Source organism: Arthrobacter sp. NQ4 (genome assembly GCF_029077345.1).
Classification (GTDB): domain Bacteria; phylum Actinomycetota; class Actinomycetes; order Actinomycetales; family Micrococcaceae; genus Arthrobacter.
This window is the reverse complement of the sequence record NZ_JARETC010000012.1, coordinates 88842-102792: the sequence shown is the minus strand read 5'-3', so window position 1 is coordinate 102792 and position 13951 is coordinate 88842. Positions and strand designations below refer to the sequence as shown.

At 67.9% G+C, this 13951-nt stretch carries 8 protein-coding genes; 7 read left to right on the top strand and 1 reads right to left on the bottom strand.

The features are described 5' to 3' along the window. Positions 1-6: 6 nt before the first annotated feature. On the top strand, positions 7-3741 hold the full coding sequence (gene uca / locus PUN51_RS17580) for an urea carboxylase (protein WP_275181958.1): 3735 nt from the start codon (positions 7-9) through the stop codon (positions 3739-3741). Further along, complete coding sequence (atzF, locus tag PUN51_RS17575; RefSeq protein WP_275181941.1) at positions 3738-5600, top strand: allophanate hydrolase; 1863 nt, start codon at positions 3738-3740, stop codon at positions 5598-5600. Before uca ends, atzF begins: the two co-directional genes overlap by 4 nt. On the opposite strand, the gene PUN51_RS17570 is transcribed toward atzF, so the two are convergent. Next, a complete protein-coding gene (locus PUN51_RS17570; RefSeq protein WP_275181940.1) occupies positions 5578-6492 on the bottom strand; it encodes an alpha/beta fold hydrolase in 915 nt (304 codons plus the stop codon). The two genes, atzF and PUN51_RS17570, sit on opposite strands and share 23 nt — an antisense overlap. Positions 6493-6560: 68 nt before the next feature. On the opposite strand from PUN51_RS17570, the gene lysS reads away from it, so the two are divergent. From lysS to PUN51_RS17545, 5 genes are all read left to right on the top strand, one after another. Further along, on the top strand, positions 6561-8099 hold the full coding sequence (gene lysS, locus PUN51_RS17565; RefSeq protein ID WP_275181939.1) for a lysine--tRNA ligase: 1539 nt from the start codon (positions 6561-6563) through the stop codon (positions 8097-8099). A gap of 2 nt (positions 8100-8101) precedes the next feature. After that, a complete protein-coding gene (locus tag PUN51_RS17560; protein ID WP_201302477.1) occupies positions 8102-8278 on the top strand; it encodes a hypothetical protein in 177 nt (58 codons plus the stop codon). Positions 8279-8417: 139 nt separating this feature from the next. Further along, positions 8418-8747, top strand: coding sequence for a histone-like nucleoid-structuring protein Lsr2 (locus PUN51_RS17555; RefSeq protein ID WP_159634309.1), 330 nt, complete (start codon positions 8418-8420; stop codon positions 8745-8747). A gap of 345 nt (positions 8748-9092) precedes the next feature. After that, the gene (locus tag PUN51_RS17550; protein WP_159634306.1) at positions 9093-11585 is read left to right on the top strand and encodes an ATP-dependent Clp protease ATP-binding subunit; all 2493 of its coding nucleotides are present in this window, start codon (positions 9093-9095) and stop codon (positions 11583-11585) included. Between the two features lie 207 nt (positions 11586-11792). Beyond that, positions 11793-13913, top strand: a complete 2121-nt coding sequence (locus PUN51_RS17545; RefSeq protein ID WP_224024255.1) for a S9 family peptidase — start codon at positions 11793-11795, stop codon at positions 13911-13913. Positions 13914-13951: the final 38 nt, after the last annotated feature.

Genomic DNA, 13951 nt, shown 5'->3' with positions numbered 1-13951 from the left:
AACCACCTGAACACCTTCGACACCCTGCTGGTTGCCAACCGCGGCGAAATCGCCTGCCGCATCATCGAATCCGCGAAGAAGCTGGGACTGCGCACCGTGGCCGTCTTCTCCGAGGCGGACCGCGGCGCCAAGCACGTCCGGCTCGCCGACGAAGCCGTGCTCCTGGGGCCCGCCCCGGCCAAGGAGTCCTACCTCCGGGTCGATGCGATCCTGGACGCCGCCAAGGCCACCGGTGCCGGCGCCATCCACCCCGGCTACGGCTTCCTGTCTGAGGACGCAGCCTTCGCCGAAGCGGTGGAAGCCGCGGGCCTGGTCTTTGTTGGCCCCACCCCGGAGCAGCTGCGCATCTTCGGCACCAAGCACACCGCGCGCGACGCCGCCCGGGCGGCCGGGGTGCCGATGATCGCCGGTTCCGGGCTGCTGGAGGACGTGGATGCCGCCGTCGAAGCCGGCAGGACGATCGGGTTCCCGCTGATGCTCAAGGCCACCGGCGGTGGCGGCGGCATCGGCATGACGGTGTGCCGCTCCGAGGCGGAACTCGCCGAAAGCTTTCCCCGCGTGGCCCGCCTGGCCGGCGCCAGCTTCGGAACCGCCGGGGTCTTCGCCGAGCGGTACGTGGAGAACGCACGGCACATCGAGGTCCAGGTCTTTGGCGACGGCGAAGGCCGGGTGGTGAGCCTGGGCGACCGTGACTGCTCGCTGCAGCGCCGCCACCAGAAGGTCCTTGAGGAAGCTCCGGCCCCGGACCTGCCCGAAGACCTCCGCGCGGAACTGCACCGCACCTCACGGGCGCTCTGCGCCTCCCTTAAGTACCGCTCCGCGGGCACAGTCGAGTTCGTCTACGACTCCGCCCGCCGGGAAGCCTCCTTCCTGGAAGTCAACGCCCGCCTCCAGGTGGAGCACCCCGTGACCGAGGCCGTCACCGGCGTTGACCTGGTGGAGTGGATGCTCCGCCTGGCGCAGGGCGGGAGCGCAGGGCACGCGGTGCTGGAGAACGTGCCGGAGGCACTGCCCGTCACCGGCCACGCCGTGGAAGCCCGCCTCTACGCCGAGGACCCGGCCCGTGGGTTCCAGCCCAGCGCCGGAACCGTTACCAACGCCGCCTACCCCGCGGCGGGGGAAGCCCGGGTGGACGCCTGGGTGGAAACCGGCACGGAAGTCTCCACCAACTACGATCCCCTCCTGGGCAAGATCATCACCTCCGGTGCCAGCCGCACGGAGGCCTTTGACCGCCTGGCCGCAGCCCTGGAAAACACCCGGATCGACGGCATCGAGACCAATCTGGGCATGCTCCGTGCCGTGGGCGGCCTGGATGTGGTCCGCAGCGTGCAGCACTCCACCAGCACCCTGGACTCCGTGGGAGATCCGGAACCGCGCATCACCGTGAACCGCCCCGGCCTGCAGACCAGCGTGCAGGACTGGCCCGGCCGCACCGGCCTTTGGCAGATCGGTGTCCCGCCCAGCGGCCCCATGGATGACCTGTCCTTCCGCCTGGGCAACACCGCCCTGGGCAACCCGGAGGGCGCGCCGGGCCTGGAGTTCACCATGACCGGTCCCAGCCTGACCTTCACGCACTCCACCACCGTCTGCGTCACCGGGGCGGACGTCACGGTGGCGGTTGACGGCGCGGAGGTGCCCGCCTGGACGCCCGTCGTCGTTCCGGCAGGTGGAACGCTCGACGCCGGCACGGCCACCGGGAACGGCCTGCGGGGCTACATCCTGTTCCAGGGCGGCCTGGATATCCCGCAGTACCTGGGCAGCGCCTCCACCTTTACGCTCGGGCAGTTCGGCGGCCACGCCGGGCGGGTCCTGCGCGGCGGCGACGTCCTCCGCGCGGTGAAGTCCGCCGTCGAACAAGCCCCCGGCACTGCGGTGCCCCTGGACAGCCGCCCTGCCCTTAACTCCACCTGGGAACTGGCCGTGGCCGAAGGCCCGCACGGCGCCCCCGAGTTCTTCCAGCGCGAAGACATCGAGGAACTGTACGCCGCCGAATACGAGGTGCACTTCAACTCCGCCCGCACCGGCGTCCGGCTCATTGGCCCCAAGCCCCGCTGGGCCCGGACCGATGGCGGCGAGGCAGGCCTGCACCCGTCCAACATCCACGACACCGCCTACTCCGTGGGGGCCCTGGACTTCACCGGCGACACCCCGATCCTGCTCGGCCCGGACGGCCCGAGCCTTGGCGGCTTCGTCTGCCCCGTGACCGTGGTGACGGCCGAACGCTGGAAGCTCGGCCAGCTCCGGCCCGGAGACAAGGTCCGGTTCGTGCCCATCAAAGCCGGCCAGGCGCCGTCGGCCAAGGACCTGGGTCCGGGCCGCCAGCTGGTCCTCCCGGGGGATGCCGATTGGTCGGCGAACCCGTCCCCGGTCGCTCAGGTGGCCGGCCGCTCCGGCCGCCCCGGCCGCCCCGTCCGCGGGGATGGCGACGACGGCGTGCTTGGCACGGTGCCGGAAGGTTCCGGCCGGCCCGCGGTCACCTACCGCCGGTCAGGAGACGACAACCTGCTGGTGGAATACGGCGAGATGGTGCTGGACCTCGGGCTGCGCGCCCGGGTCCACGCCCTGCACCAGCACATTGAACAGCTCCGGGTGCCTGGCATCGTGGACCTCACTCCCGGCATCCGGTCACTGCAGATCAAGGTGGACCCGTCCGTCCTGTCCACCGCCCGGCTGCTGGACCTGGTCCAGGAGGTCGAGGCAGCCCTGCCCGCCAGCTCCGAACTGGTGGTGCCCAGCCGCACGGTCCGGCTGCCGCTGTCCTGGGACGATCCAGCAACCCGGGAAGCGATCGAACGCTACATGGCAGGCGTCCGCGACGACGCCCCCTGGTGCCCCTGGAACATCGAGTTCATCCGCCGCATCAACGGCCTGGACTCGGTCAACGACGTCTTCGACACCGTCTTCAACGCCGAGTACCTGGTCCTCGGCCTCGGCGACGTGTACCTCGGAGCGCCGGTGGCCACCCCGCTGGACCCGCGGCACCGGCTGGTCACCACCAAGTACAACCCTGCCCGCACCTGGACGCCGGAGAACGCCGTGGGCATCGGCGGCGCCTACATGTGCATCTACGGCATGGAAGGCCCCGGCGGTTACCAGTTCGTGGGTCGCACCACCCAGGTGTGGTCGCGCTACGCGGATTCCGCCCCGTTCGAGCCGGGATCCCCGTGGCTGCTCCGCTTCTTTGACCGGATCTCCTGGTACCCCGTCAGCCCGGAGGAACTCCTGGACCTGCGCGCCGACATGGCAGCCGGACGCGGCCGTGGCGTGGAGATCGAGGAGGGAACCTTCTCCCTGGCCGAGCATGAGGCGTTCCTGGCCGAAAACCGTGACTCGATCGAGCTGTTCCGGGAAAAGCAGGGTGCCGCCTTCGCGGTGGAACGCCAGGCGTGGGCCGACGCCGGCGAGTTCGACCGCGCGGAGGCGCTGGCCGCCGTCGTGGCCCCTTCAACGGATGACGTGGTGGTTCCCGACGACGGCGCACTGGTCTCCGCACCCTTCGCCGCCAGCGTCTGGAAGGTGGACGTTGCGGCCGGGGACCACGTGGTCAAAGGCCAGCCGCTGGTGTCCCTGGAGGCCATGAAAATGGAAACCGTCCTCGAGGCGCCCTGCGACGGTGTGGTGCTCCGCGTCCTGCCCGCCGCGGGCTCGCAGGTGGTGGCCGGCGAGGCAGTGGTGGTCCTGGGCGCCCCCGCTGAGCCTGCAGCGCTGGAAACTCTGGAACTGGAAGAGGCAGCAGTATGAGCACCACAGCCACCGGCAACACCACCCGGCGCGTCAAGGCAGCGCTCGCCGCCATCGAAGCAGCGGACCGGCCCGAAATCTGGATCACGCTCCGCGGCGGGGACGATCTCCTGGCCGAGGCAGCATCCATCGACGCCGCAGTGGCCGGCGGCGCAGACCTCCCGCTGGCCGGCCTGCTGCTCGCCGTCAAGAACAACGTGGACGTGGCAGGCATCCCCACCACGGCAGCGTGCCCCGGGTTCGCTTACATCCCGGACAAGGACGCCGAAGCCGTGGCCCGCCTCCGCTCCGCGGGGGCGCTGGTCCTGGGTGCCACCAACCTGGACCAGTTCGCCACCGGGCTGGTCGGCACGCGGAGCCCTCACGGCGCCGTGCGCGATTCCCGCCGCCCGGACCACATCTCCGGCGGGTCCAGTTCCGGGTCCGCGGTGGCGGTGGCACTGGGACTGGTGGACATCGCCATCGGTACTGACACCGCCGGCTCCGGCCGCGTCCCTGCCGGGTTGCAGGGCATTGTGGGGATCAAAGCCACCCTGGACGTCGTTTCCACGGCCGGCGTGGTTCCCGCCTGCCGGTCCTGGGACGCCGTCACCATCTTCGCCCGGGACCTGTCCACCGCTGAACTCGCCATGGGCGTCATGGCCGGCAACTCCCGCGCCTGGCCCACGGACGTCCGGCTGGCCGCGCCGTCACGGCCCCGCGTCGCGTATCCGGCCACCCTGCCGGCCCTTCCGCCGGCCTGGGCAGCCGAGTTTGGGCGGCACATCGACCGGCTCACGGCCTCCGGTGTGGAAACAGCACCCATCGAATTCGACGACTTCCTCCAGGCGGCACGGCTGCTGTACGACGGCGGCCTGGTTGCCGAACGCCACGCCGCCGTGGGCAGCTTCCTTGAGGAGCACGACGCCGGCGCGGAAAGCCATGCGGGGATCGATCCCACGGTGGGGCGCATCATCCGGGCGGCCGGCACAGTGCCCGCCCACCAGTACGTGGCCGATACCGCCCGGCTGCAGGAACTGAAATCCAGGGCCATGGCGCGGCTGAAGGGCTTCGACGCCCTGCTCATCCCGACGGCGCCGTTCCACCCGACGCTTGCCGAAGTGGCAGCGGATCCGGTGGGCGTGAACTCCCTGATGGGCACCTATACCAACTTCTGCAACCTGTTTGACCTGTGTGCAGTGGCAGTTCCTGCCGGGGAGGTGGACGGCGCCCAGTTCGGGCTCACCGTGGTGGGCCGGGCCTTCGATGACGCCGTGGCCGCGGACATCGCCCGCCGCATCGAAGCCACCCCCGCCCCGCCTGCGCTCTTCGCCGCCGCGGCGGTGCCGGGCGGTGCACGACCGGAGGCAATCGCAGGAGCCAGCCAGCCGTCATCGTCCGTTCCCTGGCCAATGGCTGCGGGGGCAACGGCGGTGCCGCTGGTGGTGGTCGGCGCGCACCGCAAGGGGCAGCCGCTGGCGCAGCAGCTGGAGGAGCGCGGCGCATTCTGGGACGGCCCGGTCCAGACGGCTGCACGATACCGGATGGTGGCGCTGGATACAGTGCCGCGCAAGCCGGGCGTCTACCGGTCCGACGACGGCGCCGAACTGGTGGGGGAGCGGTGGCTGCTGTCCCCGGCCGCCCTGGGGACGTTCCTGGCGGACCTCCCCGAACCCATGTTGCTCGGTTCCATTCAGCTCGCCGACGGGTCCACCGCAGTCGGGTTCGCCTGCGACGCCGTTGCCGCCGAACGCGGGGAGGACATCACCGCCTGGGGCGACTGGCTGGCCGACCGCAGCGTGGCGCCGGCGCCGCGGACGGTATGGCGGGACCTCGGCGAGGCTGCGCTCGCCGGGTTCAGCCGCGGCGAACGGGGATAGCGTCAGGAGTGTCCGGGCGGGGCTTCCCGTCCGGACCTTCGTCCTTGAAGTATGCCGAGATGTCCGTCACCAGTTCCTTCACGGCCGCTGGTATGGAGCCGTGGAAGCACTTGGGGGACAGCTGGTAGGTGCTCCCCGGCACAGCGGCGTGGAGCCGTTCCGCCGTCACCCTGTAATAGCTGGGACTCTTTCCGCCTGCCATGAAGTGGGTTCCGGCGGGCAGCACGCTGAAGTCCCTGGCGTGGTCCTTTTCGTCGTACGCGGCCCTGAGCTCTCCCACACCGCTGGGCATGACCTGCTGGAACATCCTGTTGACCTTGGTCCGCGACAACACCGCCATCAGGCCGGCCAGGACCGGTTCCGGAATCCTGGCCATGGCTGAACCCGGGCTGGTGGCCTTCTTCATGTGCGCCAGCGCGTGACCCACCCTGCCGTTGTTCACGGCTTCCTCGAATCCGTCCAGCCATGCGGTGTCGATGCTGCCGTCGATGTTCACCGCCGCGTCGTACACGGCGAGCTTGTCCGGGACGAACCCGGTCCCGGTGAACTCCTGGACGGCGTTCAGTGCCACCGAGCCACCCAGGCTGTGGCCCAGGATATTCCGGGCGCCGGTGGCTGTGAGCACAGTGCGGACATCCTGGATTTCGGTGGCCATGGAGTAGTCCGCGGGCTGTCCGGACGAGTTGCCGCGGCCCCGCCGGTCGTAGACGTCAACAGCCCAGCCGTCGCCCAGGCCGTTCGCCAGCGCAATGGAGAACGGCCGGTAAATCAGGGCCGTGAGGAACGCGCCGCCGATCACCAGCACCCGCTTTTCGCCCGGGGCATCATCGGTGCCGTAGCTGTACAAAGCCAGCCTGCCGCCGTCGTGCGTTGGAAGTACCCGTTCTTTCACCCGCCCATCCTAGGGCGCAAGCCTGCGGGGAAGCTGAAAGTCCGGGCAGCCAATGCCCGGTAAACTTGATGATTGTGACTTCCCAAAACACCCCCGCGCCCAAGAATGCCCAAGAGCCCGTCGACGCCAGCGAGCAGATGCGGATCCGCATGGAAAAGCGCGCCAAACTTCTTGAGCGCGGCACGGAGGCGTACCCCGTGGGAGTGGAACGCACGCACTCCCTGGCCGAGATCCGGGAAAAGTACGCCCACCTCGAGGCGGACGACACCACCGGCGACATCGTAGGCGTCACCGGCCGCGTGGTCTTTGTCCGCAACACCGGAAAGCTTTGCTTCGCCACCCTGCAGGAAGGCGGCACCGACGGTAAGGGAACGCGCCTGCAGGCCATGCTGAGCCTGGCCAACGTGGGCGAGGAAGCCCTCGCCGACTGGAAGGCCCTGGTTGACCTGGGCGACCACGTCTTCATCAAGGGCGAGGTCATCTCCTCCCGCCGCGGCGAACTGTCCATCATGGCCGAGTCCTGGTCCATGGCCTCCAAGGCACTGCGCCCGCTGCCCGTCCTGCACGCGGAACTCAACGAGGAAACCCGCGTCCGCCAGCGCTACGTTGACCTGATGGTCCGGGACGAGGCCCGCGAGATGGTCTACACCCGCGCGGCCATCACCCGGTCCATCCGCGAAACGCTGTTCCGGCACCGCTACGTGGAAGTGGAAACGCCCATCCTGAACCTGGTCCACGGCGGCGCCCTGGCGCGTCCGTTCGAGACCCACATGAACGCGTTCGACCAGAAGATGACCCTGCGCATCGCCACCGAGCTGTACCTCAAGCGGGCGGTCGTGGGCGGCATCGACCGCGTGTACGACATGGGCCGCGTGTTCCGCAACGAAGGCGTGGACTCCACCCACAGCCCCGAATTCACCACCCTTGAGTGCTACGAGGCCTGGGCCGACCAATTCGTCATGGCCGAACGGATTAAGGAGATCATCCTTGACGCCGCGGACGCCGTGGGTGCCGGCCGTGTCCTGCAGACCGAAGCAGGGGAGATCAACCTCGACGGCGAGTGGGCCTGGCTGCCGGTGTACCCCGGACTTTCCGACGCCGTTGGGCAGGAGATCACGCCGGAGACGTCCGTTGAGGTGCTGCGGGGGATCGCCGAAAAGCACGACGTCAAGGTGGACCCCAAGTGGGACGCGGAGAAGCTGGTGGTGGAGCTCTTCGGTGAGATCGTGGAGCCCACCCTGCTGAATCCCACCTTCGTGTACGACTACCCGCCGTCCGCGCAGCCACTGGCCCGGCCGCACCGCGAGGACGGCCGGTTGATTGAGGCCTGGGATCTGATCATCGGCGGCATGGAGCGAGGTACCGCCTTCTCCGAGCTGATCGACCCCGTCATCCAGCGCGAGCGGCTCACCGAGCAGTCCCTGCACGCCGCTGCCGGCGACGTCGAGGCCATGCAGCTTGACGAGGACTTCCTGCGCGCCCTCGAATACGGCGCTCCTCCCATGGGCGGCATCGGCCTGGGCATCGACCGGCTGGTGATGCTCTTCACCGGAGCCGGCATCCGCGAAACCATCCTGTTCCCCCTGCTGAAGCCCGAAGGGCACTGACCATGGAATACGTAGCAGTCATTCTTCCCTCCCTCGTGGTGGGCCTGCTTTTCTGGTTCGCCATGAAAGCAATCTTCAACGCGGACAAGGCAGAGCGGCAGGCGGAAGCCCGCGCCCAGGCCGAAGCGGATTCCCTCGCGGTGCAGCCCACGGAGCAACCGGGTTCGGAATCCAAATAGATAAACCCCCTGCTTTCCGGTTTTATCCCCAAGGAACCATTAGGCGCTTTGACGCGTTGCCAAGATAAGAGTCATACTTTTTTATGGGAAACATCCTGCTTTTCTGAAAACCGAACTTTCCAGCAAGAGGAAGACCTAAATGGCACAGAAAGTAAACATCATCCTCGTTGATGATCTGGATGGGGGATCCGCAGACGAGAATGTTAAGTTTGGCCTCGACGGGGTCAACTATGAGATTGACCTGTCGGCAGCCAATGCCGCTGAACTCCGGTCTTCATTGGAGAGGTTCACCACTGCCGCGCGCAAGGCATCCGGAGGCCGCGTCCAGCGGGCCAAGGCAGCCACGGGTGGCCGCAGCCACGACTCGGCGCAAATCCGGCAATGGGCGCGGGATAACGGCTACACCGTTAACAGCCGCGGCCGAATTCAGGCCGAAATCCAGGAAGCCTACCAAAAGGCAAATTCCTAGGACTACCTTTAGCTCCGCCGAAACCCCGCTACCGCCGCCAGGCGGGGCGGGGTTTTTCATTTTGAGTAATTACTGCTACGGAAGGCCTTCGCACAGGGTCCTTTGGCCCAATTGTGCCGTTGCGCATGAACGGGTGCTGCCGGCCTTTATTCGCTTGGCCGTGAGCGCTCCGGCCGGCGCCTTTGACCAGGGCTGCCCCGTCTTTGCTGGCCCGGTCCACGGGGCCGCGACTGGCCGCCGCCGTTATTCCCGCAAGGGGCGCGGTTTCCCCTGTGGCGAACACGCTCCACAACTCAGGGGCGGCCACGTAGCATCAAAGTACGTCGTAGCTAGGAGTGTGGCGAAATGTTTGAGCGATTTACGGACCGTGCCCGTCGCGTAGTTGTGCTTGCCCAAGAAGAGGCACGCATGCTGAACCACAATTACATCGGTACCGAACACATCCTCTTGGGTCTGATCCATGAGGGTGAGGGCGTTGCCGCCAAAGCTCTTGAGTCTTTGAGCATTTCGCTCGACGGCGTTCGCGAGCAGGTGCAGGAGATCATCGGACAGGGCCAGCAGGCTCCCTCCGGCCACATCCCCTTCACCCCCCGTGCCAAGAAGGTACTGGAGCTCTCGCTGCGCGAAGCCCTCCAGCTGGGCCACAACTACATCGGCACGGAGCACATCCTGCTCGGCCTCATCCGCGAGGGTGAAGGCGTTGCCGCACAGGTTCTGGTCAAGCTCGGCGCCGACCTCAACCGGGTCCGCCAGCAGGTCATCCAGCTCCTCTCCGGCTACCAGGGCAAGGAAACCACCGGCGCAGGCGTCGGCGGCGGACAGCCTGAAGGTGCCCCTGCCGGTTCCGTGGTCCTGGACCAGTTCGGCCGCAACCTGACCCAGGCTGCGCGCGAGAACAAGCTGGACCCGGTCATCGGCCGTGAGCAGGAAATGGAACGCGTCATGCAGGTCCTTTCCCGCCGCACCAAGAACAACCCGGTCCTCATCGGTGAGCCCGGCGTCGGCAAGACCGCCGTCGTCGAGGGCCTGGCCCAGGCGATCGTGCGCGGCGACGTCCCGGAGACCATCCGCGACAAGCAGCTGTACACCCTGGACCTCGGTTCCCTGGTGGCAGGCTCCCGCTACCGCGGTGACTTCGAAGAGCGCCTGAAGAAGGTCCTCAAGGAGATCCGCACCCGCGGCGACATCATCCTGTTCATCGACGAGATCCACACCCTGGTGGGTGCCGGTGCCGCCGAAGGCGCAATCGACGCAGCCTCGATCCTGAAGCCCATGCTGGCCCGCGGCGAGCTGCAGACCATCGGTGCCACCACCCTGGATGAGTACCGCAAGCACATCGAGAAGGACGCCGCGCTGGAGCGCCGCTTCCAGCCGATCCAGGTCAAGGAACCCTCCGTGGCCCACGCCATCGAGATCCTTAAGGGCCTGCGCGACCGGTACGAGGCACACCACCGCGTCACCATCACCGACGGCGCCCTGGCGTCCGCCGCCAGCCTGGCCGAGCGCTACATCTCTGACCGCTTCCTGCCGGACAAGGCCATCGACTTGATCGATGAAGCCGGTGCCCGACTGCGCATCCGCCGCATGACCGCTCCGCCGGAGCTCAAGGCCATGGACGAGCGCATCGCCAAGCTGAAGATGGAGAAGGAATCCGCCATCGACGCCCAGGACTTCGAAGGTGCAGCTTCGCTCCGCGACAAGGAGCAGAAGATGATCTCCGAGCGGGCGGAGAAGGAGCGCCACTGGAAGTCCGGCGGCATGGATGACATCTCCGAGGTGGATGAGGATCTCATCGCCGAGGTGCTGGCCAACTCCACCGGCATCCCCGTCTTCAAGCTGACTGAGGAAGAGTCCTCGCGCCTGCTCAAGATGGAAGAGGAACTGCACAAGCGCGTGGTGGGCCAGGACGAGGCCATCAAGGCACTGTCCCAGGCGATCCGCCGCACCCGTGCAGGGCTGAAGGACCCCAAGCGCCCCGGTGGCTCGTTCATCTTCGCCGGCCCCACCGGCGTCGGCAAGACCGAGCTCGCCAAGGCACTCGCGGAGTTCCTGTTCGGTGAAGAGGACGCCCTCATCACGCTGGACATGTCCGAGTACTCCGAGAAGCACACCGTTTCGCGGCTCTTCGGTGCCCCTCCGGGCTACGTGGGCTACGAAGAGGGTGGCCAGCTGACCGAGAAGGTCCGCCGCCGTCCGTTCTCCGTGGTGCTGTTCGACGAAGTGGAGAAGGCCCACGCGGACCTCTTCAACTCGCTGCTGCAGATCCTGGAAGACGGCCGCCTGACCGACTCCCAGGGCCGCGTGGTGGACTTCAAGAACACCGTGATCATCATGACCACCAACCTGGGTACCCGGGACATCTCCAAGAGCGTTGCCACCGGGTTCCAGTCCGGCACCGACACGCAGACCGGCTACAACCGCATGCGTGCCCGTGTCACGGAGGAACTGAAGCAGCACTTCCGCCCCGAGTTCCTGAACCGTGTTGACGACGTCGTGGTGTTCCCGCAGCTCACGCAGGACGAGATCATCGAGATCGTGGACCTGTTCGTGACCCGCCTGGAGAAGCGCCTCAAGGACAAGGACATGGGCATCGAGCTCACCAAGGCCGCCAAGGTGCTCCTCGCGACCCGCGGCTACGACCCCGCCATGGGTGCCCGGCCGCTGCGCCGCACCATCCAGCGCGAGATCGAGGACCAGCTCTCCGAGAAGATCCTCTTCGGCGAGATCCACACCGGCGACATCGTCGTGGTGGATGTCGAAGGCGAAGGCGACGACGCGAAGTTCACCTTCGCCGGCAACGCCAAGCCGCGCATCCCGGAAATCGCCCCGAGCGTCTAAGCGCCACAGCCAAAGCCCCGCCACTCCCGCAAGGAGAGGCGGGGCTTTCGCTTTGCCGCCTCTCGCCCGGCACAGGCGGCCCGTACCCGCATAACCGGTGGTGTCCGGCAACGGTTATGCGGGCCAGGGCCGTCCATAGCGTTGGGCTGTCCGTGGAACTGAGAGTGGCGGCTGTGCTCCAGGCCACAAAGCGTGTTGAATCGGGGCATGGCTAACCAGAATCCGGCGATCCCGGACGAGCAACCACTGACCCCTTTCCACGACCTCGACCACTACCTGTCCATCCCGCGGGTAAGCGGCCTCGCCCTGAGCCCGGACGGCTCCCGCCTGGTGACCACCGTCGCCACCCTGAACGGAAAGGGCACCGAGTTTGCCACCGCCCTGTGGGAGCTGGACCCGGCCGGCCAGAAGCACGCCCGGCGCATCACCCGCAGCGCCAAGGGCGAAGCAGGCGCGGCTTTCGCCGCGAACGGCGACGTCTACTTCACGTCCGCGCGCCCCGACCCGGACAGCCCCGATGAAGAGGCGGTCAATGCACTGTGGCTCCTTCCAGCAGACGGTGGGGAAGCCCGCGTGGTCCTCAGCCGGCCCGGCGGCGTCAGCAAGGTGATGACCGCCAGGAACGCTGATGCGGCATTCGTGGCAGCCGAGGTACTGGCAGGGTCGGCCGATGAGGAGGACGACGCCGAACGGCGCAAATCCCGCAAGGACAGGAAGGTCTCCGCCATCCTGCACAGCGAATACCCGGTCCGCTACTGGGACGCCGACCTTGGCCCCGGCCAGCCGCGGATCTTCGCCGTGGAAGCCGGGGCAGACAAGGGGCCCGGCAAGCCCACAACCGTTGACGCCACAGCTCCCCTGGTCCTGCGCAACCTCACGCCCGACGCCGGCCCGCGGCTGAGGGAGGCCGAGACAGTGGTCAGCCCCGACGGGAAGACCGTCTACAGCAGCTTCACCAAACCCCTCGCCAAGGCGGACAGCCGCTCCGTCCTGGTGGCGGTGGATGTGGCATCGGGCAGCCTCAAAGTGCTCCTGGACCAGGAGGGCATGAGCTATTTCCCGGGTCCGGTCAGCCCGGACGGCAAGACCCTGGTGGTGATCAGTGAAAGCGACTCCACCCCGCAGCAGGCTCCAGAGGTCAGGATGCACCTCCTGGACGTCTCCGGGGGAGCAGGGGAGCCCGGCGGCCTCCAGCCACTGGCCCATGACTGGGACCGCTGGCCCAGGCCGGCAGCGTGGCTTCCGGACGGTTCCGCCCTCCTGGTCACGGCGGACGACGACGGCGCGGCGCCGGTCTTCCGGGTCAGCGTTCCGGCGGCTGCCGCCGAGGTGGGTGTTGCCCGGGTGACGCAGGACGCGGCGGCCTACTCCGACGTCGTTGTTTCGCCGGAGGGGCGCTATGCCTACGCGCTGCGCAGCTCCTACGAATTCCCGCCCGAAGCTGTGCGGATCGATGTGGCCACCGGGGAAACCACCCGGCTTCCAGCCCCTGCCGACCGGCCGTCCCGCCCGGGCCGGCTGGAACGGATCGCCGCCACGGCTCCGGACGGCTCCCGGGTTCCGGCCTACCTTGCCCTGCCCGAGGGCGCATCAGCAGAGGAGCCCGCGCCGATGCTGCTCTGGATCCACGGCGGCCCCCTGGGATCCTGGAACGCCTGGACCTGGCGGTGGAATCCCTGGCTCCTGACGGCGAAGGGCTACGCGGTGCTGCTCCCGGACCCGGCATTGTCCACGGGCTACGGCCAGGCCTTCATCCAGCGCGGCTGGGGTGCCTGGGGCAAGGCGCCGTTCACCGACCTCATGGCCGTCACGGACGCGGCGGTGGAGCGGTCGGACATTGATGAGGCCCGGACTGCTGCGATGGGCGGCTCCTTCGGCGGGTACATGGCCAACTGGGTGGCGGGCAACACGGACCGGTTCAAGGCCGTGGTCACCCACGCCAGCCTTTGGGCGCTGGACCAGTTCGGACCCACCACGGATGCCTCGCAGTACTGGCTGAAGGAAATGACCGAAGAGATGGCGCTGGAGAATTCACCGCACCTGCACGCCGGGAAGATCAGTTCGCCCATGCTGGTGATCCATGGCGACAAGGACTACAGGGTGCCCATCGGGGAGGGCCTGCGGCTCTGGTACGAGCTGCTGTCCAAGTCGCGGCTGGCGGCAGACCAGGACGGGCAGACCCCTCACAGGTTCCTCTACTTCCCGGACGAGAACCACTGGGTCCTCCAGCCGCAGCACGCCAAGGTCTGGTACCAGGTGGTGGAGTGGTTCCTGGCGAAGAACGTCCTGGGCAAGGAGACCGAGCTGCCGGCCGAGCTGGGGCTGTAATTTCCCACCAACAGGCGCAAGGCGTCGATCGCCGGGGA